The organism is Paenibacillus sp. FSL R10-2771, from assembly GCF_038000205.1.
Taxonomy (GTDB): Bacteria; Bacillota; Bacilli; order Paenibacillales; family Paenibacillaceae; genus Paenibacillus_AQ; species Paenibacillus_AQ phytohabitans.
Genome location: NZ_JBBOBM010000001.1, coordinates 407,128 through 433,855, shown reverse-complemented (window position 1 = coordinate 433,855; position 26,728 = coordinate 407,128). Strand labels below are relative to the sequence as shown.

Here is a 26,728-nt window from a genome sequence, read left to right as displayed (position 1 = left end):
AACCATAGATATTTCTATCTCCCACACTCCACCCGAAACTCCCAGGGTAACATCAAGAAGTTTGTGTAAAAGCATAGAACAAGCTCCCCGGTTTGTTTAGGCGTAGAGTTAGATTAGCAGTTAGATATACGATTAGATATAACAGTTAGATAATCTGAATTTAGACAACAACCCCGCAAGTTACCGTTCAAAGACTGCGGGATAGCGGAATACGTAAATATTTATCACTTTTATTCGTTTCCGGCAACATGGAGACTTCTCAGTATGCACCGCAGACCTAAATGTTGTACGTTATGCAACTTCGACCTATAGATAACTGGGTGTTTAGGAGAATTGTTGTAAGAAATACAACAATTCTCCTGCTGAACCGCTCTAAAAAGGAAAAATCCTGCATTTTATACAACATTTTTGGATTTGAGCCGATATCCTGAGGAAAATGTTGTATTATGTGCAGGATTTTATAAAAATTACGCTTTCCGCCGCAGAAAGTGGGCGGATGAACCGGGGAATTCCTGCGGCAACTGCAACCGTCCGGAGGTCCAGATAATCGCAGGGTGTAGAATTAGTTTTATAAGCTGCAACCTTAAGTCCAGCCAATAGAGATTTACAGTTAAGTATTCAGTTAGTTTTTCAGTCAGAATTTCAGTCAGTTGTTCAGTTAGTTATTCAGTTAGTCGTTCAGTCAGTTTGTTCGGTCAGATGTTCAGTTAGTTGTTCAGTTGGTCGTTCAGTTAGTTGTTCAGTTAGTTGTTCAGTTAGTTGTTCAGTTAGTTGTTCAGTTAGATGTTCAGTCAGTCGTTCAGTCAGTTGTTCAGCTAGTCGTTCAGTTAGTTGTTCAGTCAGAATTTCAGTTAGTCGTTCAGTTAGGCACCCAGTTACTCCCAGGCTCCCGCACCCTATTCCCTCCACTCCACCAGCCGGGGATGCTCATCCAGAATGGAGCGGTACTGTTCGAGGCTTCCCCATTTTCCTTCGGGGTCAAGCTCCATGTAGCGGTCGTATTTGCGGCGCAGCTCTTCGGGTTCCAGTGCCCAGCCGTAGTGCTTCACCCGCAGCTCGGCCAGGAAGCCCTGCAGGACCGCATAGGACAACGCCAGCCGGGGGACATGGTGATCCATCCGCGGGGTGTAATAATAGAAGCCGGGCAGATAGCGGACCAGTGTGCGCGTGTGCTTCATGTGGATATTCCAGTGCTCATCTTCCCGGTAATGGGTCGTGCCGCCCCAGAAATCAAACAACCTGAACGCTACCCAGTCGTAAGCGTCCTGATCGATCAAACGCCGCATTTCCTGCTTGGCCCGGTCTTCATAGAATTCATCCGCATCTACGGACAGCAGCCAATCCGGACCGGTAGATACCGCCAGATCCCAGAGTGTCTTGCGCAGCTCCCATTCACGGCCGAAGATGGAGTGCTCCAGTGTCACCAGCTTGCTAACCTTGGCAAAAGAGTTGCACAGCCGTACCGTACCATCCGTGCTGCCGTCGTCCACTATTACGATATCGTCGACAAATTCGCTCAGCTCTTCCAGCACCTGCTCCAGATAACGGCCGGTTTCATTACGCACCTGCATCATCGCCGTCAGGCGGTTGCCGGATGCCTTGCGCAGCGGTTCATGCATGCTCTTCGCCATCCATTACCCTCCCTCTCAAGCCTTGTACGGCTTCTTCCATATCGGCCATTTCCGCAAACAGCTGTCTGGCTCCCTGGTCCGCTCCCGCCGAACGAAGGAAGCTGCGGATAGCGGCATGCCGCCGGCCATACAGCAAATGCAGTGTCCCTTCAATCACCGGAAGCTGCACTGCATCCTCAAAGGCCGGAGCGGTGCCCCCCGCAAGCCCCGGAATCTCAGGAGCCCCTGCTATTCCTGCTATTCCTGCAAATCCGCCCAGCCCAGTATTCTCCGCAGCAGCCGTCCCGTCCGCCTCCATTTCCTCATAGAGCTGCAGCGCCTTCTCCCACTGAAAGGTTCCGATATAATTCAACAGCAGCCGCTGCCGGGCTTCCGGCCCGGATAACCGGCTCAGAATCTCATTTGCCGCCGCTCCATCCTCATTTACCGTGAGAATCTCTGCCCGGAGCAGCTCATGCTCCGCCTCGCCGCCACTCAGCCACTGCCTCATCTGCGCAGCCTTCGCCCTTTCCCCGGCCGTAAACGCCGTGATTTCGTATTGCCGGACGGCAAGCTCCAGATTGCCTTTCTTCGCTTCGATCGCCGAGAAGAAACGGTAATGCGAATGCAGACAATCCGTATAATCATGCAGCAGCATCAGCTCAAAGGATTGGGCCAGATACAGCGAAGCGGCTTCATCTCCCCGCAAATATAAATAAGAAGCGGCTAAATAATGCACTGAAGGCTGGAGGGGCATCTTGGCGCACATGGATATATAGAAGGCTGTGCGGTGCCGGCGCTGGATGTCCAGCCAACCGGACTCCCCATCCGAATCAACAGGCGGCTGCCATAATTCCGTAAGCGCCCTGTTCCAGATCGCTTCGTAATCGGACAGGAAGAACAATTGCTCCTCCCGGCGGAGCAGTCCGTAGGATAAGGGCTGGTCTCCGCTGAGATACACAATTCCCTTCCGGCGCAGATTCTGCTCCAGATATATCCTTTCTGACGTGGTTCCCGCCAGATCGGCCTTCGCCGCGAGCAGCGCACTGTATTTGTCCCAGAGAACACTATCCTCCCCTTCCGGACAAAGTTCCAGCAGGGCTACAGTATAAGCAGGCTGCAGCGCCAGCACATCCGGGAGCCAATAAGGCGAAGAGACAAGCAGCGTATATTCTTTGGCATTCAGACTATACAATTCGGCCAGTGTCACGGACCTGATCCCGCTGCTCCGCTGCCGGGCAGGCGTCATATGCCCGGCAAAACAGACCTCACCACGGTCCGGGAGCAGCTCCAGCATTCTTTTATACTCATAATCCTCCCAGGAAACACGGCTAAGCACGATATAGTTCATAAGTGTCCCTCCCCCTCCCCGCCGGGGGCTGACGGATGAAGCTTATCCCGGCCGCCTGCCGGCTCACCAGCATAGCCCACCGACAGATCCGGATCAGGAATAAGCGCCAGACTGCGGAAGAAGCCCTCCCGCTTCATAATCCTTCCGGGCGTGACTCCGCTTCTGTGTGCGATGCGTTCAAGTGGAAGATGCTGCGTAGTCCCGCCTGCCCCAGGCCGCTGCCCGGGTTCTTCCGCTGCATAATCCGCACTGACAACAATATCCGCCCGGCTATGCTGCAGGACTTCCACCAGCTTCTCGATGTAACGGCTGTCATATGCCGCAGAGGCAGATAAGTAGACAATGACTTCGCTGCCATAGAGAGCCGAGATATTCTCCAGCGCGTGCAGCCAGGGCTTCTCGCCATGCACAGTAATCACAGCGTCACGCTCATGCACCGGAAATTCGGGAAAAGACTGGCTCCAGCTGTCCCGGACCCACACCCAGCGGATATTGCTGTAGCTCTGGCCTTCCTGCAGCGTCTGCTGCCGCTCACGCGAATCCGCTGCCGTCCAGTTTTCTTCGAAATAGACAACAGCGGTCACAAGCGGAGTCTCCGCCGTATGCCGGCCCAGCGGAATTGCCGGCTGCGGCAGACAAGCAGACAGATCACCGGGAATCTGGAGCAGTCCCGCATCAGCAGGACTGCCCTGCAGATTCCATTTCCGGCGGTATGCCCGCGCCCCCGCTGCAGAGGACGCATTGCCTGCGTTAATCACAGCGCCTTCCTCCAGCGGGTGAAGGACATGCACATATACCGGATCACTGAGCGCAAGACTTGCCCCCTGCATCCGGGCCCGCAGACACCAGTCGGCAATGATCAGCCTGCGCTCCGCTAGTGATGAATCGAAGCCTCCTACCCTCAGCAGCAGCTCTCTTGCTATAAGCAGACAGGACCCGCCCAGTACCTCCGCGTACCTCCACTCCCCTTGCCTTTTGTCCAGGATGTGGGCTGCATAAGCTGACAGTTCAGAGTATCCGGCAAAATGCAGCTGTTCCTGCCCCTCGCCCCGTTCACTGGAGGAACGGGGAGCTACCACGCCCACCGCAGGATCATCAATAGGCGGCCACAGCAAATTGCCAAGCCAGCCGGGAGACACCATCACACGGTCCTCCAGCAGAACGGCAAAAGAGGTCTCAGCATAAGCCAAGGCCTCATTCACCCTATAATTCCCGGCGGCAAAGGGGAGAAATACCAGATTCGGCTCCCCCGAGAACTGCTCTGACAACCATTGCAGCGGAAATTCAGCAGTCATCGGGACCGCAATCAGCCGCACGGTAGAACCGGAGTGCCGGAGCAGCAGCCGCAGGCACTCCGCCGACCACTGCGCATGCCGCAGCTCCACCACAAGCGTAACGCCTCCCTGCACCGGCAGCGGAAGCAGCCCCTCCCGTTCCAGATAGCTGTATCTTCCCGCCAGACGTTCCGTGCTGACAGCTTTAACAGTATTCATGGTTTCAATTGTATGGATTGCATCCATCGCTTCATAGGACATCCAGACTCACACTCCAATGGTCATAACTGTGCTGTCTATAATGTATGAGCGGGATGGGGCAGGTATCCCTGTTTATGCCGTATTCGGCAGATAGTATCCGCCAAGCGGATACCCACGTCAAGCTGCGGCGGTCGCTTTTACCACCCGCTGGTCATCACTACCGGCCTGATTCCGCCGGCATCGAATTCCATTCGGTCAATACATAACATACGGTTGCCCGGCTCCGGGTCTCCGATGATTCTCCGGTGATAGACGATCAGCCATTCATCGCGGTCAGGAAGATGTAAATATCCGTGATGGCCGGGGCCTTCCGCTAGAGGCTCCTGCCTCTCCAGTATGGTCCCTTTGTTATCGAACGGTCCCAGCAGACTATCGCTTACGCCATGAGCTACCCGGTAGGTCCCGTTGGTCCACCCGCCCTGCGACCACATCAGATAATACAGACCGTCCTTCTTGATCATGCACGGTCCTTCCACATAACCCGGCGGCGTAACAGAACAGATCAATTGTCCGTCCGGGAAAGGGACAAAACCCGTCATTTGCTCATTCATCCGGCACACGTTGCAATGTCCCCAGCCTCCGTAATACAGATAGATTACACCGTCATCGTCCTTGAACAGATGAGCGTCAATGGGCTGGGCGCCGTGAATAAACTTGCCGATCAGCGGCCGGTGGAGGTACCCCCTGTAGGGGCCTTCGGGAGCATCTGCAACGGCAATCTCCAGCCCTCCTGCTTCACCGTCCTTCTGGATATCGTTCGAGGCAAAGACAAGATAATACCGGCCGTTATGTTCGATCTGGGTCGGAGCCCATACCGCTCTCCAGATCCAGGGGAAATCATCCATTTCAATTATGCTCTCATGAACCTTCCAATGGATCAGATCCCCGGAGCTGAAGGCATCCAGATTCATCTGCCGCGTATATTCCGTGAATGATCTGGTGGCATAAATATAATGCCTGCCGTGATAGGTCCTGGCTTCGGGGTCTGCATACCAGCCCGGCACAATCGGGTTCGTAATTCCTCGCAAGCGAACGCCCCTCCTTTCTCCGCAACCTGCAAATTAACAGCTGTATAGTCCGTTCTCTTCCTGTTCCCGGATCCAGACCTGCATGAAGCCGGATTCTCTGTTGTCCCAGGCGTAATAGGGAATGAACCGGAGCGGTCTGCCCTCTTCATCCCGGCTCTGCAGCACCGTCACCCCGCCCAGCAGCACCGGCAGGTGTTCCACCCGGAACTTCGCCCGGGGCGGAATGGAGCAGGCATCATAGGACAATCCGGGATGATCCGTCTGCTCCAGACAGTACACCACGGGTCCCCGCTGAACGGCAACCCTCCCTCTGTCCGCCTCCACTTCAGGCTTGGCCCGCACAAGATTCACGGGCATATCCAGCTCAAGCACAACCCTATCTCCCGGCGACCAATGCCGGTTAAGCACCAGATACCCTTGATCCGTCAAGGCTCCGGCCCCGCTGATGCTGACGCCGCCAGCCTTCAGCCGGTATCCCCTGCACCATTCCGGCACACGCAGCCGGATACTGAAGCCGGCACTTGCTGCAGGGTTCACCTCAAGCTCGATCCGGCCATCCCAGGGATACAACGTGCTTTGCTTCAGCCTGACGCCCAGTCCGCTGCCCAGCACAAGCTCTGCCTCGCTGTTCATGTACTGATTGACCACCAGGCCTTCTTCTGCAGTAGCATAGACGTATTGGCCCAGGGAAGGCAGAAAACGGGCCAGATTGGTCGGACAGCAGGAGGTTTCGAACCAGGGCACACGATGATGCCCGCCCTGTGAAGCAAGCGGATTGACATAGAAGTACTTATCCCCGGACAGGGATATTCCGGACAAGGCGCCGTTGTACAGTTCACGCTCTACCACATCGGCGTATTTGCCGTCTCCGAACGTCAGGTTCATCCGGTGATTCCAGAACACCATGGCAATGGCGGCGCAGGTCTCGCAATAGGCTGTTTCATTGGGCAGGTCATAATCAAAGGTGAAGCCTTCATTATGCCTGGACGGCCCAATGCCGCCCGTTACATACATGTTGCGCTCCACCGTGTGGGTCCAGACCCGGTGCAGCGCCTCCGCATAAGCGGAATCCCCTGAAGCATGGACAATATCCGCCATTGCCGTGTACATATACATGGCACGGACAGCATGCCCGGTCACCTGCTTAATCTCACGGACAGGAACATCATCCTGGCAATAGGCCGGTCCCCATTCCGGATTGTCCCAGATCGCGCCCGTGCCATGGCCATGGCCGCGCTCCTCCAGCAGCCACAGCGCAAGCTTCCAGTAGCGCTCGGCCCTGGTCACGCGGTACAGCTTCACCAGCGCCAGCTCGATCTCCTGATGCCCTTCCACCCAGTGCCGCTTGCCGGGGCCAAACACCTCATCATAATGATCGGCCAGACGGCAGGCCACCTCCAGCAGCCCGCGCTTGCCGGTCGCTTCATAATAAGCAACCGCCGCCTCAATCAAATGGCCGCCGTTATACATCTCATGCTTCTCCATATCCGTCCATTTGCCCTGCGGATGCTCCAGTGTGAAGTAAGCACTAAGGTATCCATCCGCTTCCTGCGCTGCCGATATCAGCCCGATAATCCGGTCGGCTTCAGCTTCCAGCGCCGCATCCCGCCTGTGCATCAGCGCATAGGCTATGCCTTCAAGCACCTTGTAGACATCCGAGTCATTATAATATTTGCCTTCGTAATGCCCCTCCATCAGGCCCCCGGCCTTGGTGAAGTTATCGATGCGCCCGGTATCCCCACATTTGGACAAGCAGTCCGGCAGAGTGGTCTGCCGGAGCACCTCCAGGCGCGGCCGCCAGAAATGATCATTAATGGTTATACTCGTAAAAGACACACCCTGCCAGGCATGCAGCTTCGCTTGTTGCTCTGCCATTTCCGTTCCCCGCCTCCTTTATCCTTTTAATCCTGTTAAGGTAATGCCCTCCAGAAAGTAACGCTGCCCGGCCAGAAACACAATGACGCAGGGCAGAACGACGGTGGCCGAGGCCGCCATCAGCAGATCCCACTGCGCGGTGTAGGTACCCTGGAACATTTGCAGACCCAGAGCGAGAGTAAAGAGACTGTCGCTTTTCAGGTAAATCAGCGGGCCCATGAAATCGTTCCAGGAGGCCAGAAAGCTGAATAAGGCAACCACGATGATCGCGGAACGGCTTAAGGGAAAGATGAGCCGGGTATAGATTTGCCAGTAATTCGCCCCGTCCACAAAGGCCGCTTCATCAAAGTCTCGCGGAATCGTCAGATAGAATTGCCGGAGCAGGAAGATATTGAAGATTCCGCCGCCGAAATAAGCGGGTACAATCAGCGGATACAGCGTATCGTATAGACCCATCAGCTGCCAGCCGAGAAAGCTCGGGATAATCGTGACCGCCGCCGGCAGCATCATGCTGGTCATCAGGATGGCAAACACCGTATCCCGGCCCTTCCACTGAATCCGTGAGAATCCGAAGGCCCCGATGCTGCTGGTAATTACGGTTCCCACAAGTACCGTAACCACGATGATCAGCGTGTTCTTGAAGAAAACATCGAACGGCAGCACCGTAAGCGCCTTATGAAAATTGCTCCACTGAAACGGCTTCGGTATCCATTCGGGAGGCATAGTGAAAATCTGTGACAAATTCATCAGCGAGCTGCGGATCAGCCAGACAAACGGAATGACGAACATGGCAGAGATCAGGATAAGCGCTCCGTAGCTTGCGGTAAGTGATAGCTTCGATGGCCTCAAGCACGGTCCCCCCCTTCGTAATACACCCATGATTTCGAGGTTCTGAAGACGATAAAGGTAAAGAACAGAATAATAATGAACAAGATCCAGGCCAGCGCAGACGCATATCCCATTTCAGCATCCCGGAAGCCCGTTCTCCACAAATAAAATACATAGAAAAGACTCCGGTTGTTCGGTCCGCCCTGCGTCAGAATATAAGCTTCGTTGAAGACCTGGAAGGAGCCGATAATCGTCATGATCGTATTGAAAAAAATCGTGGGGGTGACCATCGGAACTGTCACGTGGCTCAGCTTGCGGAACCAGCCGCCTCCATCCACCTCAATCGCTTCGTAATACTGCCGGGGGATACCGGAAAGTCCGGCGAGAAAAATAATCACCGTGCTGCCGATGCCCCATAGCGTGGTAAGAACCACTGACGGGATGACACTGCTCTCCCCGTACAGCCAGTCGCTGGTCGGCAGATGCAGCCGGCTGAGCAGTGAATTGATGAGGCCCAGATCGGGATTGAGCAGCCACATCCAGATCATGGCCGAGGCCACCGCCGGAACAATGCTCGGAAGATAGATAATCGTACGGAAGATGGCTCTTCCCTTTACATTGAGATTGAGCAGAAGCGCGATGCCGAAGGAAATAAGAATAACTGCAGGCACGCGCAGCACGACGAAATAAAAGGTGATTCCCAGCGATTTATAGAACAGCTCATCCTCACCTGAGAACAGCCGCACGAAATTATCCAGACCGACAAAAGACGTCTGATCCTTGAACACATTATAGTTGGTCAGGCTGAGCACCAGGCTTGCGATCATGGGACCCAGCGTAAAAATGGCAAACCCAAGTATTGCGGGGGCGGTGAACAGCAGCCCATAGAACATTCCCTTTCGCATACCGGCCTCCAGTCTCGAATTTCGCAAGTAGAAACGGCTTTGCCGTCCTTTAGACGGACGGTACCGTTTCAGCGTGAAATAGAAGGATAATTTAAAGCGTAAGCATATAAATTCTTATATTTGCAAAAAGAACGGCGAACGAGGTATCGGACGCCGCTCCCTGCTACTAGTTTCGCAGTTGGTTATTCCTTGATATCACGGCGTCCCTTAATTTGGGCCTGGGCCTTTACGGCGATCGAGTCCATCGCTTCCTGGGCGGTTTGCTGGCCGAGCCATACCTTATCCAGGGCAGGATTAACCAGATCCATAATATTGTTGAAATTCTTCACATAGCCGGTCGGCGTCTGATGCCCTTTGGTCAAGATTACATCGACGATGGCTTCTTTATAGCCGGAGGGTCTGGCATCCAGATTCTCCGTCCATTTGGCGAGCAGCGCCGGATCGGTGTACCAGTCCTTGGGAGAAGGCATCCAGGTTCCGGCTGTAAGCATATCAATGGAGGCTTCAGGATCGAGCAGCGCCTTCAGCAGCTCCCAGGTCTCCTGCGGATGCTTGGTGGATTTGAAGATCGAGAACATGCCGCAGACCACGGTGGTTACCGGCTCTTTCATTACAGGCATGACCCCGACGTTAAAGTTGAACTTCGACTGGGCGAGGCCTGCGCTTGCCCATTGCCCGTCCACCGTCATCGCTACCTTCTTGGTCTGGAGAGCTACATTCGTTGCCGGAATATTCTTCGACTGCACGGGTGAAGGGGATACGTGGTGCACATTCATCAGATCGGCTATTTTCTGGAGGGCTTCAACAGCTTCCGGCTGGTTAAGCGCGAAGGTCTTGCCATCCGCCGAGATGAAATCCCCGCCATTTGAATAGATAAAGTTGCTGTATACCCCCCACCAGGTGGAGAGATTTGCGCCATATTGCTTAATTTTTTTGGGATCGAAGTCCGGGTCGGCTGCTGTTTTGCCATTGGTGTCCACAGTCAGCTTCTTGGCGACCTCGACGAATTCATCCCAGGTCCAGGCATCCGCCACATTCGACGGGGGAGGCTCAATGCCGGCTTCCTTGAAGATATCCTCATTGTAGAACAGTCCGAAGGATTCCGGCCCCGGTCCGATTCCAATTACATTGCCCGGCTCCAGTGAATAGGTAATATTGGGAACCAGCGTATCCGGACTGATGTCGGCATCCGTATCGAGAAATTCCTGGAGATTATAGAATTTGCCCTGCTCCGCCATCGGAAAGGCAATCGTACCCGATTCCATCATGGCGATATCCGGAACATCATTTCCGGCAACCATGGTCGTCAGCTTGGTATCATAATCAGCGGCAATATGCTGAAGCTCAACCTTGACATTTGTATGCTTGGCCTCGAAGTTCTGGATGGCTTTTTTGTAAGGAGCCACTTCTTCCGGTGATCCCCATACAGTCATCCGCAGCGTAATGTTCTCCTTCGATCCGGCATTCCCGGAAGGCGTGGAAGTCTCAGGGCTTGCTGTACCCGACTTCGAGCACGCAGACAGCACAGCGGCTAGCATCAGAATCAGAGCCAATGTAATGAAGACCGGTTTTCTTGGTAGCAACATATTCCGAGCCCCTCTCGATTTCTAAGTTCAACGGGTTCATAGCTGCAGTCTATGATGCCTTTATTATAAATTACAGGATAGCGCTTACATAACCCTAATCTCTTTGGATTGGTGGACTGTGATTGGGTTTACAGCGGGAGTGTAATGGCCACCTTGGTGCCTTTTCCCGGAGAAGAGAAGATGGAGATTCCGTACTCGCCGCCATAGGTCATCTGAATGCGGTCAATGGTATTCTTAATGCCCACGGAAGATGCTTTCTGGTGCAAAATCGCATTTACAGTCGCCTGGCTCATGCCACGGCCGTTGTCGGCCACCTCGTAATGCCGGGTTCTGCCGTTAATCCAGCCGCGGATTCCGATGATGCCGCCCGATTCGGTCTGATCGAAGCCATGCAGAATCGCATTTTCCACAAAAGGCTGGAACAGCAGCCGTGGCACATCGTATTCGAAGAGCCGCGGGTCCATATCATACTCTACAGTGAACTTGTCCTCGAACCGGATCGACATAATATAGAAATAGTTATTCATCCAGTTCATTTCTTCGGACAAAGGAACGGCGCCCCATGTCTTCCTCGAAGTATAATGCAGCATATTGGACAGGCAGACAAGCATCTTGCTGAGCTCCTGCTGATCATTCTCAATCGCCGTCCAGTTCATCACATTCAGGGTATTGTACAGGAAATGCGGATGCATCTGCATGTTCAGCGCCTGAATCTCGGCTTCCTTTTCCTTCAGCTTGGTCTCGTAATTCTCTGTCACGAGCAGATGGATCCGGTCATTCATCCGGTTAAAGCGCTGCGTCAGAATGCCGAATTCATCGTTGCTTACCACATCCACGCGGGTCTGGAAATCTCCTTCGCCCACCGATCTCATCGCGCTTAACAGCCGCTTGATCGGTTTGGTAATTTTACCGGCAATGAAAAAAGCGAGGATAAGCGCCACTATCCCCATCACCACGGCCATGACAGTAATGGAAGCGCGGATCACCGGCACAAAGCTGCTCACCAGCCCTGCTTCCGGAATCCACACGACAGACATCCAGCCGGTAACCTCCGAGCGGTCAAAGCAGACGATCACCGCCTCGCCGTCCAGCGTCATTCTCCGCGCCCCGCTTTTCTCCTGCTGCAGCTCGTCCAGCCACGCCTCCTTATAGGTCTGCGCAACAGCCCCCGGCTCACTGCTGGCGACCACCTTATCATGCGGATCGAGCACCATATAGCGCGAGCTTCCCGGTATGCTGTCCTCATACAAGGATTTAAGCACCTCGGATTTGAAGCTAATGGCAAGTACAGGGCGTTCCACCCCGGCATCCATTTTCTCCAGCTTCGTATTGCTGAGATACGTGAAATCAAGCACGCGTGTGGCCGAGAACAAATAACGGAACTCCAGATTCCCGTCCTGCAGATAAGGCTGGTTGAACATAGATACGAAATCATAGGTAGGAATCCACACCAGCTTCCCCCCTGCCTGCCGGGCCAGATCGTATATATCCGATTGAACCGGGTCTCCTTGCGGCAGCGTTTGCCCGAAGGTAAAGTATGAGGTCCATAGCTGGTAGGCATAGATATCCTGGTTCTGGGAAAAGGTTTTGCCGAGCACTGCCGTCACCTGCCGGTCCGCCGCAAAAAGCTCCACTTGGTTCGCGGGGTCCAGCTGGCTGAAAATGCGGAACAGATCCTTATCGAGAAATAAGGACATGCTGTTCTGGTCCACGATCCGCAGCTTCGTGTCCATGACTTCGTTATTTTTTTTGACAATCTCATACACATTCTTCTGCGCCTGCTCCGTGATAATCTTCAAGCTGGTCCGATAGAACAATGCCCCGAGTACGAGCAGGGGAACCGCGATCAGCAGGATGTAGCTTGCCAGCAACCGGTAACGGAAGGTAATCTTCATGCCTCCCGTTTCCTTTGCGAAAGTGCGTGCTTATAAGCTTTTGGCGACATGCCATGATATTTCTTGAATACACGGCAAAAATATTTCGTATCCTGAAATCCGCATTCCAGGGAAATTTCGTATACTCTGAACTGCTCCGCTGCAAGCAGCTCTTTAGCCCGCTTCATACGGACCGCCGTCACATGCTCGGAGAAGGTTTTGCCCGTCCTGTTCTTGATCAGCGTACTGAAATAGGAGGGGTTAAAGTGGAAATGCTCGGCTGCCCGTTCCAGGGTAAGGTTCTCTTTCGTATGCCCCTGTATCCAGCCCAGGCATTCCGCGATGACCACCTCACTCTTATCCTGTCTGGATAAGGCCAGGGCTAGATGCGCTTCCCGGAGCGCATGGTTAAGTTTGGTCATTAATTCCTGATATGAACGGCATGAACGGATAAGCATCGTGGCCGTATCGGTCAGCATCTGCCCCGTCTTTTTGTCCAGAATATCCTGATGGTCACTCCGGATCTGCAGCAGCATCAGCGAGGCCTGCTCCTTCAGCAGCATGGGACTGGCCTGTCCGGCGTCCGCCAGCTGATAGACGGTCTCAGCGCAGACCTCCTGAACAAGGGCGGCATCGTCCATTTTCAAAGCATCATACAGCCTGCCCCAGTCAGGAGCTCCAGCTCCGGGGGTTGAAATAAGCTCATCCGCAAAAAGCAATCCCTGCCGGAAATCGTAGAAATTGTAGCTGTTGGCCGTCCTGGCTGCAAGATACGACCGCGGCGCTTCGGCAAGCAGGGAATGGCATTGCGGCCCAATCCCGTGGACAAGCTGTCCCGCATGCACCCACTCAGCCGCCAAAGACTGGGCGATGTAGCGGGCCTCCTCCCGCTTGCCTTGGGTAAGCGTTTCCAGCGTAATCAAGGTCACGGCCGCCTGAACGCCGTCCTCCATCATCCCGCTCAAGGGAAAGGTTATGGCCTCTCCCCACCGACTCCAGGCCTGCTCCAGAGAGCGGACGAAGGAGCCGCTGTCCTGCTGTTCCCCGCTGTCCCGGCGGTGCTTTAGCTCCGAATACACAGCCACACCGCTCTCCCGCAGCCACTCATAACGGTTCAGCTCCTCCAGCTCCTCCGGGGCCGCACTGCCGTTCAGCCAGGACAGTATCAACCGGCTCAGGTAGGCGGAAGAAGCCAGCTTCAGGCGGTGCTGCAGCTCTTCCTCTTCGCGGTACTGCTGCTGTTCCGCTGTCAGCTGAAGGTCGATCCGGCTTAAGACCTCCGCAATTTTCCCAATCTCCACCGGCTTCAGCAGGTAATCAAAAGCGCCGTGACGAACCGCCTGCTGCGCATACTCGAACAGATTGTAAGCGGATACCATTACAACCCTGGTTTTAATGCCTTCTACCTTAAGCCGTTCCAGAAATTCAAGTCCATCCATGCCAGGCATGCGGATATCCGTCAATATGGCTTCCGGGCCGTGGGCTTTCACCAGTTCCATGGCCGACAAGCCATCCTTCGCCGCCACCACCTGGTCCTCCGGCCGCAGCCGCCCAATCAGATTGACCATCCCTCTGAGATGTCTGGGCTCATCATCCACTATCAATATTCTCACTATGCTCAGCCCCCCGAATTGGTTTGAATTACATATCAGCCGCATCTTTGCCCTTATTATAAAATCCGTTCCGGCTTATTCATAGTGCATTAATATTGGATTGGTGGACTATTATTGGGAGCGTGCGCGGAGTCCGGGAGAGAAGCTGTTTCTATGCCGCGTTAAGAGAGCCTAACGTTCCTGTCACGTAAACAGCAATCTGGTACGATGTTTTCACGTTTCTATGCCACGTTAAGAGAGGCTACGTTCCTGATACGTAAACAGCAATCTGGTACGATGTTTTCACTGTTCTATGCCGCGTTAAGAGAGGCTAACGTTCCTGTCCGAGCAAATACAGAAGAGCCGCCCATTTCTTTGGCGGCTCTTGCTTGCAAATTATAGTCTTTTTTATTCTCACTTAAACGCCCGCAGGCCCGCATTATCGCTGTCCCTGACCCTTCAACGTAAGCAGTGGATTTTCTCCACTTAATCCTTCCAGTTTGCTTGCCTTACAGAAATTAATTGGATTTATGACACTTAATCCTGTCTATATCCCCGCCGTCAGCGAATCCGGCTGAAATTAAGTGCCGTTTTTCCAACTAAGTCACCGGAATCAGAGATTCTGCCAACAGCAGATGGATTTTTTCCACTTATATGTTCTACCAATCTATATCCCATTACTCTCCGCCGCCCGCATTGGCCCCGGCATTCCCGGCGTTTGTGCTAGGCGCAGAGTTGCCGCTCCCGGCCGGTGTGTTATTCTCTCCGCTGTTCGTATTTCCGCCTGAGCCGCTTTCATCAGGTACTGTGCCGTCTACGCCAGTTCCGTTCTTCTCCGTGTTCAGTGAAGGTGCGGGAATAGCTATTCCCGGCGCGCTGCTGCCGTTCTCGCCGACAGGCTGGCCCTGATTGTCGTAATAGTACATCGGGACATCGCCGACAACCATCAGGTAGGAGACAGGAATTTCTGTGTCCACGATCTGCGGCTCCATATCAAACGGAATGACAACCGCTACCTCGGTAACAATATGAATAAAGACTTCAACGAGAATCATGTTGATGCCGGCATTTTGCTGCCGCGTGTTCAGTTCCACCTTTACCGCGCCCTGCGGTTCGATTTTGATCGGAATATCCGGCCCAAATGAGGCAATCAGCGGACTGCCCAGCGCCTGGCCCAGCGGAATATGCTCCGTCTGGTTATGCAGCTCCTGCAGCGTGGACTGGATGACTTCGGCCGCCTGTGAAGTAATCCGCATATGCTCCTTATAGTTGAGCATGAACCCGGATATTTTGCCGTTCTTATCCGTCTTCCAGTCAATCAGCGCTTCCGCGTTCCCGCCGTCCGCAACCTGGGAAGTAATCGCCTTGTTAATGGATTCCGTAGCGATTTGCTTCACCCGGATCTGCGCCAGATGGAGGATCGGCGGCTTCAAATGCTGCTCCACATAACGCAGCCCCTGAAGCACAGCCAGAATCAGCAGCAGACTCAGGATGATCCAGAATCTGCCCCGGCGGCGCGGCTTCCGGCCTTTCCCGGCCACGGCCTCCTGCTTCTTCCCCTCCCGGCCGCGGAACAGGCTGAATCCCCCGCTCCGGCTGGCTTTGCGCCAGACACGGTAGCCCGGAGCGCCTGCTCCCGCACCGGGCGAAGCCGTCTCATAACCCGCTTCTTTCCTGTCCGGCCGGATTCCCGACCTAGAAGGCTTCGCCACGAATACACCGCCCCGGCTTGATGCCCCCGCCCCGGACCTTGAAGGTTTCGCCGCGAATCTTGCTCCCGAACCCGGCGGCCGGAAGACTGCCTTCGACGGTTTGGCCTTGAACGCCGGGCTGCGCCCGGCCGGTCTCGGCAGCCCGCTCCAGCTGAACCTCGGCAGACGCAGACGCCCGAAGATTGATACGCCTGCCCGCCGGTTCCCCCATTTTCTGATTCTGCCCATGCCTTGCAGTCCCTCCCGACATTCCTGCGGTCAAGCCGCCCATGTACTATAGGCTATTCGGGACGAACGCAAAATAACCCCACAATGTGGGAAAGCAGTGAAGACACTTATCCTTTTTAACCGAAAATGAGCAGTTCCCGGTGTAACACCGAAGAACTGCTCTACGCTTCTACTTCCTTTTATCCTTTATATAGATTGAACTGGAATTTGAGTTGGAGGAGGGAGTGACAGAGGGGAATTTTGGAACTGTAGGAGCGGAAGCGTCCGCCTTTGTCTACGGATTTCTACCGCTAAAGGCGGTACAAATCAAGAAATCTGTAGACAACAGCGGCCGGAAGTCCAAAATATTCACCGCAGTTACGAATACTTCTTTACTTAAAATCTTAAGTTTAATCTATATTGCCTCCTACCCCATCCGCTTACGCTTATCCTCCTGCAGATGCCCCCAGTGACGGCGGACAAAAATAGCGATCAGAATTACCATAAACACCGCATACCACGTAAGGAATCCGTTCCACTCCTCCCGGGGGACAATCAGCGAGGAGCTGATCGTTCCAAACAGCCAGATGTAAGACAGATTCCCAAGCACCGTCCCCCAGATAAAAGCAGCAGGTTTAATCGGAGAAACGGCCGACATCAGATTGATAATATTGCTCGGCACAATCGGAATCGTACGCAGCAGCACCAGGGTCCAGATGCCGTAGCGGTCCAGATACATCTGCCATTTGTCATAGCGCTTCAGCTTATATCCCCATTTCCGGTCAAACCACTCCGAAAGATAGCGCCGGAACAGGAAGTAGACGAGCACCGCACCAATATTACAGGCCAGCCAGCTGACAATCATCCCGCCAATAACATTAAATACAGAGACGTGAAGCACAATCAGGATCGCTAGTGGGAAAAATCCGAATAAACTTTGCAGTACCGCCAGCGGAACGGTAGCGAATAGAATGGAAGGGCCGCTCAATCCAAGACTCTGCAGCAGCCAGTCGATCCAGGCATTAATGGTCTCGGTCACGGAGTTCTCCCCTTTCCTGACTCCTTGCAGCAGCTGTCTCCTGATTTCATACTGAACATAAGGGAATCGCTCATTAACGTTTGTTTCGTGAATCTCAAGTGGAAACGGCGTTGCCGTCCTTTAATAAGGACGGTACCGTTTCAGCGAGAAAGATAAGGAACATTTATTACGCGAAGCATATACATTCTTATCTTTTCAAGAAAAACACCCCTCTCGGGGTGTTTGTTGAATGAGTTTGCTTATGATATGTACATCTAAAGAACAGTCGTTAGCGTACAAGTTACAGAATTGTAGCCTATGTTCTTTCAATCATAGCACACATCGATCTTCTCTGCCAAATAGCTGATTCGCTGAACAATCTCTACAAATTCACTCCGGTAATCCACTCATTCACCTTGGCTTCATTGTTATCGACCCAATCTTTGGCCGCTTCCTCCGGCGATTGTCCGCCTTGAATCTTGACCATAACCTGAGCCATATCGTCTGCGGTCCATTTGAATTGGCTTAGGAACAGATACACATCGGGCATATCATCCTGCAGGCCTTTTCGTACCATAGTATGGATCTGCTCAGCACCGCCGTATACATTCTTGGGATCATCCAGATATTTCAGGTCCATATTCGCGAACATCCAGTGCGGGGTCCAGCCGGTAACTACGATCGGTTCATTGTTGTCAAAAGCTTTCTGCAGCTCCTGTGCCATCGCCGCCGAAGAGCTCTCTAGCAGCGTATAATCGCTTAATCCGTACGCTTCAATTGCCGCTTCAGTAGCCGTCATAATTCCGGCACCCGGTTCAATTCCGATAATCATGTTATCCAGCGAAGCCGCAACCTCCGCATTGTTCAGATCCTCAATGGAATTGATATCCATATAAGCAGGAACGGCAAGTCCAGTCTTCGTTCCATCCAGATTCACACCGGCATCTACGATATCATTGCCGTATTTCTCCAGATAGGAAGCATGGGTACCCGGCAGCCAGGCGGCTACCATCGCATCCGCACTTCCGTCAGCAATCCCTGCCCACATTGGACCGGCATCGACCTGGAGCATTTCTACCGTAACGCCAAGCTTCGATTCCAGTACTTCCTTAACCACGTTCGTGCTGGCAATTTCCGAATCCCAGGCTACATAAGCCAGCTTCACCGAAGAATTATCCTTGGACGAGCATCCGGAAATAACAACAACCATCATCAATAGCATAATCAAGCCAAGCTGGCTCAGTTTCATCGATTTAAATTTACTCATATGAATTAAACACTCCTCTATCCTTGTTGTTTGGGCTTGAACAGCTTCTGGGTCAGACGGTCCAGCAATATCGCAATAATAACAATGGCAATCCCCGCTTCGAAGCCTGCCCCCGTCTTGGCCTGTGATACCGCACGGTACACATAGGCTCCGACACCCTGGGCGCCGATCATGGACGAGATTACGACCATCGACAGTGACAGCATAATGGTCTGGTTAATACCGGCCATAATAGTCGGCAGGGCAATCGGCAGCTGCAGCTTGAACAGCTTCTGTCCTGCTGTGGATCCGAAGGCATCCGCAGCCTCCACCAGCTCCGGCGATACCTGCCGGATACCCAGGTTCGTTAGACGGATGGTTGGCGGGATAGCAAATATAATAGAAGCAATCACCCCTGGCACTACACCCAGAGAGAAGAACGATACCGCAGGCAGCAGATATACGAACGCCGGCATCGTCTGCATAAAGTCAAGTATAGGCGTAGCAATATTCTGGAAGGTCTTGCTCTGCGCACAGAGCACGCCCAGCGGAACCCCGATAATTACAGCCAGCAAGGAAGCCGTCAGCACAAGGGCCAGCGACTGCATTGAGGGGTCCCATAATCCGAGATTATCAATCAGCAGCAGCCCGATCACTGCGAACAATGCCATCCGCCATTTGCCGATCCAATATGCCAGAGCGGCGATAAGTATGGTCAGCACAATCGCGGGCAGGAATGTTAGCGCCGCATCAATGCCGCTTACCATTCCGCCGATCACAGCATGAATGAGATCGAAGAAGGGGCCGAAATAAGTTGTCAGCCAGTCTTCGAGCCATTCTACGCCCTTTCCGAGCGGTATTTTGGGTAAATTCATGAACCAAGCCCTCCTTCCGGAACCGCATTACCGGCAAGTGCGGACAGCACGGCTCCCTTGATGACAATGCCCTTCAGCTTGTCACCCTCGTCTACTACGGCAACCGGCAGATGCGTCTCCGACATCATCTCGAACAGGTCATTCAGCAGGGTATCCGGCCGTACACGGGGAATCTCCCGCTGCATGACTTCCAGAATGCTCCGGTTCTCTTTCAGTGCCTGTGCCGCATTCTCCGCTGTAATTACACCTTGGAGCTTCATTTCATTATCCGCCACATACAGGCTGGATACTCCGCTGTCCCGCATAAGCTGCAGGGCTACCCGGGGTCCGCGTTCCGGACGGATCATCTCCGGCTGGCGCATGACATGAGCGGCTGTCAGCACCTTGGACAAGTCGACGTCCTCAACGAATCGTTCTACATATTTATTCGCAGGCTGAATGAGGATCTCTTCCGGCGAACCGATCTGGACAATGACGCCGTCCTTCATCAGTGCAATCCGGTCACCAATCCGCAGCGCCTCATCGAGATCATGCGTGATGAATACAATGGTCTTCTTCACCCGGGCCTGCAGCTCCAGCAGCTCCTGCTGCATATCCTTGCGGATCAGCGGATCAAGCGCACTGAAGGCCTCATCCATCAGCAGGATATCCGGATCATTGGCCAGCCCTCTGGCCAGACCGACACGCTGCTGCATGCCGCCGCTCAGCTGATCCGGCCGGTGATGCTCCCAGCCCTTAAGGCCGACCAGCTCAAGTGCCTCCATGGCAAGACGGGTTCGCTTGCTTTTCTCCACACCTTGCACTTCCAGTCCGTATTCAGCATTGGCCAGCACACTGCGGTGCGGGAACAACGCGAACTTTTGAAAGACCATGCCGATATTCTTGCGCCGGAACTCTCTTAGCTGCTCCGGATTCATCTGGACAACGTCCTTGCCCTTGAACAATACCTGGCCCCCAGTGGGCTCAATCAGCCGGTTCAATAACCGGACGAGCGTGGACTTACCGCTGCCCGACAATCCCATAATGACAAATATTTCTCCTTCTTCAATGCTGAATTCGGCTTTATTCACGCCAACCGTCAGCTTGGCTTCCCGGGCAATCTTCTCTTTGGACCAGCCTTGTTCTAATAATGGAAGTGCCCGTACCGCATCATGACCGAATACTTTGGTAAGCTGTTTCACCTCTATAATTGCCATGGTGACCTCCTTCTCTCCCCTTAATATTTCAGGTTAGTTCTCCTGACCTAGTGTAACGGACTTGTGAAAAGAGACGCAAAGCGCATATTCGCTTAAAATTTAGTATACAGTTTTAACTTTACGAACTTTACGTATAGAATACTCTGTTTAACGCCGTATTCCGTTCCAGATGAATTCTTTACTTATAGCAGCGGATTTGATTACAATACATTGGAGAGGTTTGTTGCCTGTCAGCCTATTCCTCAGGAGGGACATCATGAACGATTTAGAGGGGCTTCTGCCCGAACAAATAGAGAGAATCAGCAAAGTCCGTGAGCGGGTCATCGATTCCATCGGTAAAAATATGGATTTGTACGGAATTACCTTGTCCATTGGGCATTTATACGGTTACATGTATTTCAATCAGGGTCCGGTTACACTGGACGAACTGAGCAGCACTATGGGTATGAGCAAGACATCGATGAGTACCGGTGTGCGCACGCTGCTGGATCTGAAGATGATCGATAAAGTCTGGGGAAAAGGCACCCGCAAGGATCTGTTCGAGGTGGTCCCGGACTGGCATCAGAACTTCAGCGACTACTTCTCCATTAAATGGAGAAAAGCAGTCGAGGGTAATATGACTGCACTTAACAAATCATTGTCCGAGATCCAGCAGATGAAGCAAGAATATTCGGACGAGCCGGACATCGGACGTCTGCTTTTGACCGATGAGGCCAAAATTGAGGAAGCGATCAAATATTACCGCTGGCTGCTGAAGCTGATCGAAGCGCTGGAGACCGGCAAGATTTTTGAATTGATCCCTAAAGAATAATATCAGCCATATACGTTAATCCTATCCGTACAAATGCAAACGGCCGCGATCCTTAAATTCAAGGATCGCGGCCGTTTATCGTTCTCTGTTATTTTACTGTTACAGTTTCTCAACCAGACTGACATCATCGATATAAATATGGTTGCCGGCCTGGATGGCCGTGTTGGTCTGTGCGCTGTTTCCGTCAATGAGCCCCATAAGGAATACCAGATGTGCACCCGCATCGGTGCTGTCATTCATAGTGAAGGTGAAGCTGTACGCCTCCATCTCACCGGTCAGAGCAATGGCTGTCACCGGTAAATACTTATTGTAATCCGGGCCGAAATGTTCAACGGCCACTTCAATCAGCCGGTTCACATCCGAGCGGGCCTTGAAGGTCAGGGTGTAGGTCTTGCCTTGCACAAGCTTCAGGTCTCTATAATCGACTTGTGCAGCGAAGTTGGCTATTCCGGTAAAATTCAGTAAGACCGCCAGTTCGCCGTTCTGGACTGCGGCTGAGCCGGGTCCGTCGAAGTATTGCGTCCAGCCCTTAATGCCCTGATCCGCATTGAAGGTTCCGTTATCCAGTGTGCCGCTGGCAGGTTCGATGACAGGACCGCCTGTAACCTCTTTGACTACAATATCGTCGAAGGAGATCGTGTGCTCCGTACTGTTTGCCGTCCCATCTTCACCTAAGGTTTTGCCGATCAGATAGTTAAGCTTCAGCGGGATGTCATTCGTAACACTGAACTGCGCGCTGTAAGTCGCCCAGGTTGCCGTGACATCAAACTTCGCTTGAGCTGACTGGGCCGAGGTTCCGCTGTACTCCACAATAATCTGCCGCGCAACCGTAGATTTGGCCTTGAAGCTCAGCTCGTAGGTTTTGCCTGCTTCCAGCTTGATATGCTCCTGATAGAACTGTGTACTCCAGGTATCGCCGCCGGCAGCGGCAATCTCTATCTCTGCCACACCCTCGTTCACCTTAAAGTTTGAGACTCCGCCTCCCCCGGACCATGTCGACCAACCCGAGTCACCGCTTGTGAATGAACCGTTGACCACCAGATTGTTGTCATTGGCCAGAATGGCCTGAACGACACTTGAGCCTACATAACCGTCAGCTTCCACGGTAATCTTATAGCTGCCCTCTGCCGGGAATGCTGCGGCACCGATGATAATCGCGCCGGGCTTCAGACTGTAAAGTTCATCCGCGAGCGTGACACCGTCCACCTTCACGGCATTAATTTTGCCGGACCAGTCTCCCTTCTCTATGAAGGTAAGCTCGATCGGCTGCGACACCCGGTTACCGGTGCTGTCTGCGAGCAGCTCCTGCGGCTTGGCCGGCGCGTCCTTGATCTCGAACTTCACATTATCGATGATGATGTCATGGCTCTGCGGAACGCTCACATCGCCCACCTTGCCAAGCAGGAATTTCAGCGAAAGCGTATCATTCGTTGTCTGCCGGAATTCGAATCTGTAATGCCCCGTTGCCGGTGATACATCCACTGTCTTATCCAGCGAAGGGATGTATTTCGCATTCTCCGCCTTCACGCTGATCTGGCGTGCGACACTGGAACTGGCATCGAATTCGACCACATAATCCGAGCCTGCGGCTGCCTTCAGGCCATTCTGGAACAGCATGACCGAATACGGCTGATTACCGGTATTCGTAATGCTGAATTTCACCACTCCGTCCACTGCCGCCGCTGCACTCTGCCCGCCGTCTTCCGTAACCAGCCGCTCCCAGCTGTTCAGGCCGAAGCTGAAGTCCCCGTTCAGCAATGGGTAATAGGTCAGGGCCGGGTCATAATAGAAGCTGGTGCGCAGCAGAACGAAATTATCCACATACACGGTTCCGGCAGTCCCGCCAAGCCGCAGGACGAATTGACCCAGATGATCCGTTGCTCCTGCAAGGTTCGTGAACACCGCCTCTACCTGCTGTTTGTCTGCTGTAAGCTGCACGGGCTGTGAAGCGTATACCTGCCCGTTATTGCCCTGCAGTTCAATTACTGCTGTCCGTGCGGAGGCGCTTTCGGCTTCAAAAGTCAGCTTATAATCGTGCCCCTGCACCAGGAAGATTCCCTTCTGCAGCAATGCAGCGTCAGCGCTGCCGCCATCCCCGCCTGAAATTTCAAGCTTGAGGACGCCCGGGTCTACCACAACCGGAAGCACCGCTGCACCACCTGCAGCCGTGGTATGCCAATAGCTCAGCCGGTCCGGCTCGCCCAGATCAAAGCTGCCATTGTAGAGATGGTTGCCGCTTCCGAGCGGCGGTTTGGCACTGTCATGATCGAAGGGGATACTCTCAATCTCTTCGAGCCTGGCATTACCGAGCCATACCGGTGATGCATTGGTGCCCATATTGAACTCGATCCGCGCTGCGTTATCCGAGCTCTCCTTCATTTGGAACATCGTCTCGAAATGCTGAATCTCCGTTGTCAGATCAGCTTTGAACGCCGGTGAATACGACGGGAATCCCAGCGGCGCCCCGCCTGTCAGGCGGACACTAATATCACGCGCCGTATCCGTCTTGGCATCGAAGCTCAGCTTGTAGTATCTTCCCTTCGCAACTGAGACGATGGCCTGCGGCTGAATCGAATAAGAATTTCCGCCGGCGCTGCTGATGTTCACCTTGAGGAAATTCTGCCCACCTATCGGCTCAACCGATAGAGCTGCATCCGCTCCTTCATCCTTGTACAATACCCAGTGCGCTGTATTCGGAATGCCCATTCCGGCATCGCCTTCCACTTGTTCGGTGAAGCCGCTGTTATAAATGAAGTTGCCGTCCCCAAGCGGCAGCTTAGCTCCCTCCAGATAAGGCTCCTTCTCAAACTCAACCGGTACCGGTTCCCGGTACTCGCGTCCGGTTAGCTCATATATTCTGACATAGTCAATCTCCATGGAACTCGGAAATACTGTATCCTCTGTAGGGTCACCGTCAAAGTTACCGCCTACCGCCAGGTTCATCAGAAGGTGGAATCTCTGGTTGAACGGTGCCGGATACGCATTCATTGCCGGCTGGCCGCTGCTCTTGCTGTACCAGTCATTCTTGGTGGAGAATAAGACTCCATCCACATACCAGCGGATTTCCCCCGGCTCCCACTCGATGGAGTAGGTGTGGTAATCTTCAATCGTGGAATTGCCCGGCAGCACATATTCCTTGCCGGAATAGACATTATCCGGCCACTGGGAACCATAGTGAATGGTTCCGGCAACCACATTCGGCCGGCTGCCCCAGCCTTCCATAATATCCAGCTCTCCGGAGGCAGCCCAATTGCCGTAGGTGTAATCTTCCGGCAGCATCCAGATCGCCGGCCAGAGCCCCTTGCCGGTCGGTGCTTTCGCCCGGATCTCGAATTTACCGTACAGTTTGCTGTACAATCCCTTTGTTTTGATCCGTGAGGAGGTATACGGTTTACCCCCCACAGCTTCTTTAAGCGCGGTGATGACCAGCTTGCCGTCTTCTTCCTTCACGTTCTTCCTGTCGCTCGTGTAATACTCCAGCTCATTGTTGCCCCAGCCCGGATTGCCGACAATGGTTCCGTCTCCAAGGTCATAAGTCCACTTGGCCGGATCAATGACATTATCATCGAATTCATCATTCCACACGAGACTCCACGGATCGCTGGTTGGTGCCGGAGTTGGTGTGACTTCCGGCAACGGGGTCGATGTAGGCAGCGGACTCGGCGTAATTACCGGTGTTGCCGTCGGTTCGGGCGTCGGCGCTGGTGTTGCCTCCGGCGTCGGCTCCGGCGTAGCTTTCGGCGTCGGCTCCGGTGTAGCTTTCGGCGTCGGCGCTGGTGTTGCCTCCGGCGTCGGCTCCGGCGTAGCTTTCGGCGTCGGCTCCGGTGTAGCTTCCGGTGTTGGCTCCGGCGTTACCACTGGCGTCGGCGCTGGTGTAGCTTCCGGCGTCTGGGTCACAGCCGGTGTAGCCGTAGCGGCAGTCTCTCCGCCGCTTGCGGCAGCAGGAGGCTGGCTGGCCAGCGGTGCAGCCGGATTCAGATTCGTGCTGCTGCCCTGCTTGAGGGCAAAGCCGCCTACAGTAACATCATCCGCCTGATTCAGCACGGTGCCGAAGCTGCCGCTGCCCTGGATCGTCAAGCCTTTAGCCCCGGCTTTAATGAGCAGCTCGGCCACCTGCGCTTTGTCCATCAGCACAATCGTGCCGGAGGCTCCCCACACCAGCTTAGCGAGCTTGCCGGAGATGTTCAGTGCAATGCGGCTTCCTGCCGGATCTGCGGTGGAAACCACTCCATAGTTTCCTTTAAGGGTGACCGTTTTCTCCCCCGCCGGCAATACAACATTGGTGAATCCTTCTCCGGTGAGATTGCCTTCTTCAAGGATGGCACCTGAGTTCAGCTGTATGGTTCCCGCTGTTGTGGTCCCGCTGGCAACAATGCGGACTGTGCCGCGGGGCTTCGCAACCTGAATAGTGCCGAGACTGCTGTCCGCAAGGGTCACGCTGTGTTCACCGCCGCCGCGGATATAGGTTGTGCCTTTAACCTGCACACCTTCAATACGGATATCCCCTTCTCCGATACCTTCGGTAAGATAGAGATTGCCTTCAATTATGCTGTCCTTGAGCGTACCTCCTTCATGGTTCAGCACCACATTCCCCTGCACCGTCCCCAGCTTCACTTCCCCGCCGGAGGACTGAAGCTCCTGCACCAGCGTATCGGCCATCTTGGCCAGCTCGGCGCGGGTAATGTTTCCGTCCGGCTTGAACAAGCCTCCCGGATAGCCCTGAATATAGCCGGCTGCAGTCAATGCATCCGCTGCTGAAATGACCTCGCTGGCTGCCCCGGCCAGATCGCTATACACCGGCCCTGCATGATTGACAGTCTCCAGCCGGAGAATCCTCTGCAGCGCCACAACCGCTTCCCCGCGCTTCAGCTTAGCTGCAGGCTGGATATGATTATCTGCTCCTGGACTTAGATAACCTGCCGCTACCGCCTTGGCGATATCGTTCTTGTACCAGGCTCCCGCAGGTATATCCGCCGGGAGTGAGGCTGCTGCTTCCTTGTAGCCAAATATGCGGTTGATGATGGCCGCGAATTCTGCCCTCGTCACCTGATAATCCGGCCTGAAGCTGCCGTCCCCGTAACCGGAGATCACACCGTTGCGGCTCCAGCGCTGTATGGCATCCGCCGCCCAATTGTCCGTGCTCACATCAGTAAACGCTTTCATTTCAGCGGCAGTCAAATTTCTGTTCTGCACCGCAGCTGTTGCATTCCCCGCAGCTGCCAGCTTACTCTTCGCAGGCAAAGCGCCTGCCGCTCCGCCGCCCAGTGGTGACAATAGTCCGGTAATGATCACAGCGGCCGCTAACACCGCAGATACATTTCTTTTCATTTCCTTTATGCCTCCTCTAGTTTCCAGTCTCACCCGTCACAATTGCATAGCCGGGTATTTCTCAGCTGCAATAATCGAAATCGGTTTCGATAATATCCATACTTATCCCTTGAGTGCAATAAACCTTTGACTTGTTTCGGCAAGTTGAATA

17 protein-coding genes are annotated in these 26,728 nt (G+C 53.8%); 1 reads left to right on the top strand and 16 read right to left on the bottom strand.

What is annotated here, in order from left to right:
* Positions 1-896: 896 nt before the first annotated feature.
* From NSU14_RS01945 to NSU14_RS01875, 15 genes are all read right to left on the bottom strand, one after another.
* Positions 897-1,631 carry a glycosyltransferase gene (locus NSU14_RS01945; protein ID WP_340942432.1) on the bottom strand — a complete coding sequence of 245 codons (735 nt, stop codon included), beginning with the start codon at positions 1,629-1,631 and terminating at the stop codon, positions 897-899.
* On the bottom strand, positions 1,612-2,961 hold the full coding sequence (locus NSU14_RS01940) for a hypothetical protein (RefSeq protein ID WP_340942430.1): 1,350 nt from the start codon (positions 2,959-2,961) through the stop codon (positions 1,612-1,614). The genes NSU14_RS01945 and NSU14_RS01940 overlap by 20 nt, the downstream gene beginning before the upstream one ends.
* Entirely contained in the window at positions 2,958-4,454 is a 1,497-nt protein-coding gene (locus NSU14_RS01935) for a glycosyltransferase family 2 protein (protein ID WP_156118736.1), read from the bottom strand. Before NSU14_RS01935 ends, NSU14_RS01940 begins: the two co-directional genes overlap by 4 nt.
* 179 nt (positions 4,455-4,633) lie before the next feature.
* Positions 4,634-5,524: a glycoside hydrolase family 43 protein gene (locus tag NSU14_RS01930; RefSeq protein ID WP_340942427.1), complete on the bottom strand. Its 891-nt coding sequence runs from the start codon at positions 5,522-5,524 to the stop codon at positions 4,634-4,636.
* Positions 5,525-5,557: 33 nt separating this feature from the next.
* Positions 5,558-7,399 (bottom strand): glycoside hydrolase family 127 protein, encoded by a 1,842-nt coding sequence (locus NSU14_RS01925; RefSeq protein ID WP_340942426.1) that lies wholly within the window; start codon positions 7,397-7,399, stop codon positions 5,558-5,560.
* Positions 7,400-7,417: 18 nt separating this feature from the next.
* Positions 7,418-8,188, bottom strand: a complete 771-nt coding sequence (locus NSU14_RS01920; protein WP_052770361.1) for a carbohydrate ABC transporter permease — start codon at positions 8,186-8,188, stop codon at positions 7,418-7,420.
* A gap of 56 nt (positions 8,189-8,244) precedes the next feature.
* Positions 8,245-9,132, bottom strand: a complete 888-nt coding sequence (locus NSU14_RS01915) for a carbohydrate ABC transporter permease (RefSeq protein ID WP_039307163.1) — start codon at positions 9,130-9,132, stop codon at positions 8,245-8,247.
* A 182-nt stretch (positions 9,133-9,314) separates the two neighbouring features.
* The gene (locus NSU14_RS01910) at positions 9,315-10,718 is read right to left on the bottom strand and encodes an ABC transporter substrate-binding protein (RefSeq protein WP_340942424.1); all 1,404 of its coding nucleotides are present in this window, start codon (positions 10,716-10,718) and stop codon (positions 9,315-9,317) included.
* A gap of 128 nt (positions 10,719-10,846) precedes the next feature.
* Positions 10,847-12,613 (bottom strand): sensor histidine kinase, encoded by a 1,767-nt coding sequence (locus tag NSU14_RS01905; protein ID WP_336102038.1) that lies wholly within the window; start codon positions 12,611-12,613, stop codon positions 10,847-10,849.
* Positions 12,610-14,205: a response regulator transcription factor gene (locus NSU14_RS01900; protein WP_340942420.1), complete on the bottom strand. Its 1,596-nt coding sequence runs from the start codon at positions 14,203-14,205 to the stop codon at positions 12,610-12,612. The genes NSU14_RS01905 and NSU14_RS01900 overlap by 4 nt, the downstream gene beginning before the upstream one ends.
* Positions 14,206-14,861: 656 nt before the next feature.
* On the bottom strand, positions 14,862-16,124 hold the full coding sequence (gene yunB, locus NSU14_RS01895) for a sporulation protein YunB (RefSeq protein ID WP_340942417.1): 1,263 nt from the start codon (positions 16,122-16,124) through the stop codon (positions 14,862-14,864).
* Between the two features lie 406 nt (positions 16,125-16,530).
* Positions 16,531-17,142, bottom strand: coding sequence for a TVP38/TMEM64 family protein (locus NSU14_RS01890; protein ID WP_042139861.1), 612 nt, complete (start codon positions 17,140-17,142; stop codon positions 16,531-16,533).
* A 361-nt stretch (positions 17,143-17,503) separates the two neighbouring features.
* Complete coding sequence (locus NSU14_RS01885) at positions 17,504-18,388, bottom strand: glycine betaine ABC transporter substrate-binding protein (protein ID WP_256704063.1); 885 nt, start codon at positions 18,386-18,388, stop codon at positions 17,504-17,506.
* Between the two features lie 17 nt (positions 18,389-18,405).
* Complete coding sequence (locus NSU14_RS01880) at positions 18,406-19,242, bottom strand: ABC transporter permease (protein ID WP_039305343.1); 837 nt, start codon at positions 19,240-19,242, stop codon at positions 18,406-18,408.
* Entirely contained in the window at positions 19,239-20,438 is a 1,200-nt protein-coding gene (locus NSU14_RS01875; RefSeq protein WP_042139862.1) for a quaternary amine ABC transporter ATP-binding protein, read from the bottom strand. The genes NSU14_RS01880 and NSU14_RS01875 overlap by 4 nt, the downstream gene beginning before the upstream one ends.
* A gap of 256 nt (positions 20,439-20,694) precedes the next feature.
* Between NSU14_RS01875 and NSU14_RS01870 the strand changes: the two genes are divergently transcribed.
* Entirely contained in the window at positions 20,695-21,249 is a 555-nt protein-coding gene (locus tag NSU14_RS01870) for a GbsR/MarR family transcriptional regulator (protein ID WP_042139863.1), read from the top strand.
* Positions 21,250-21,348: 99 nt separating this feature from the next.
* Here NSU14_RS01870 and NSU14_RS01865 read toward each other — a convergent pair whose 3' ends face one another.
* The gene (locus tag NSU14_RS01865; protein WP_340942408.1) at positions 21,349-26,577 is read right to left on the bottom strand and encodes a carbohydrate binding domain-containing protein; all 5,229 of its coding nucleotides are present in this window, start codon (positions 26,575-26,577) and stop codon (positions 21,349-21,351) included.
* Positions 26,578-26,728: the final 151 nt, after the last annotated feature.

Bases quoted from the DNA above. Each gene is read 5' to 3' on its own strand.
- NSU14_RS01925 (WP_340942426.1), bottom strand. From the start codon at position 7,399: ATGGCAGAGCAACAAGCGAAGCTGCATGCCTGGCAGGGTGTGTCTTTT.
- NSU14_RS01885 (WP_256704063.1), bottom strand. From the start codon at position 18,388: ATGAGTAAATTTAAATCGATGAAACTGAGCCAGCTTGGCTTGATTATG.
- NSU14_RS01905 (WP_336102038.1), bottom strand. From the start codon at position 12,613: ATGAAGATTACCTTCCGTTACCGGTTGCTGGCAAGCTACATCCTGCTG.
- NSU14_RS01875 (WP_042139862.1), bottom strand. From the start codon at position 20,438: ATGGCAATTATAGAGGTGAAACAGCTTACCAAAGTATTCGGTCATGAT.
- yunB (WP_340942417.1), bottom strand. From the start codon at position 16,124: ATGGGCAGAATCAGAAAATGGGGGAACCGGCGGGCAGGCGTATCAATC.
- NSU14_RS01915 (WP_039307163.1), bottom strand. From the start codon at position 9,132: ATGCGAAAGGGAATGTTCTATGGGCTGCTGTTCACCGCCCCCGCAATA.
- NSU14_RS01945 (WP_340942432.1), bottom strand. From the start codon at position 1,631: ATGGCGAAGAGCATGCATGAACCGCTGCGCAAGGCATCCGGCAACCGC.
- NSU14_RS01865 (WP_340942408.1), bottom strand. From the start codon at position 26,577: ATGAAAAGAAATGTATCTGCGGTGTTAGCGGCCGCTGTGATCATTACC.
- NSU14_RS01935 (WP_156118736.1), bottom strand. From the start codon at position 4,454: ATGAATACTGTTAAAGCTGTCAGCACGGAACGTCTGGCGGGAAGATAC.
- NSU14_RS01870 (WP_042139863.1), top strand. From the start codon at position 20,695: ATGAACGATTTAGAGGGGCTTCTGCCCGAACAAATAGAGAGAATCAGC.
- NSU14_RS01920 (WP_052770361.1), bottom strand. From the start codon at position 8,188: ATGTTCGTCATTCCGTTTGTCTGGCTGATCCGCAGCTCGCTGATGAAT.
- NSU14_RS01880 (WP_039305343.1), bottom strand. From the start codon at position 19,242: ATGAATTTACCCAAAATACCGCTCGGAAAGGGCGTAGAATGGCTCGAA.
- NSU14_RS01940 (WP_340942430.1), bottom strand. From the start codon at position 2,961: ATGAACTATATCGTGCTTAGCCGTGTTTCCTGGGAGGATTATGAGTAT.
- NSU14_RS01910 (WP_340942424.1), bottom strand. From the start codon at position 10,718: ATGTTGCTACCAAGAAAACCGGTCTTCATTACATTGGCTCTGATTCTG.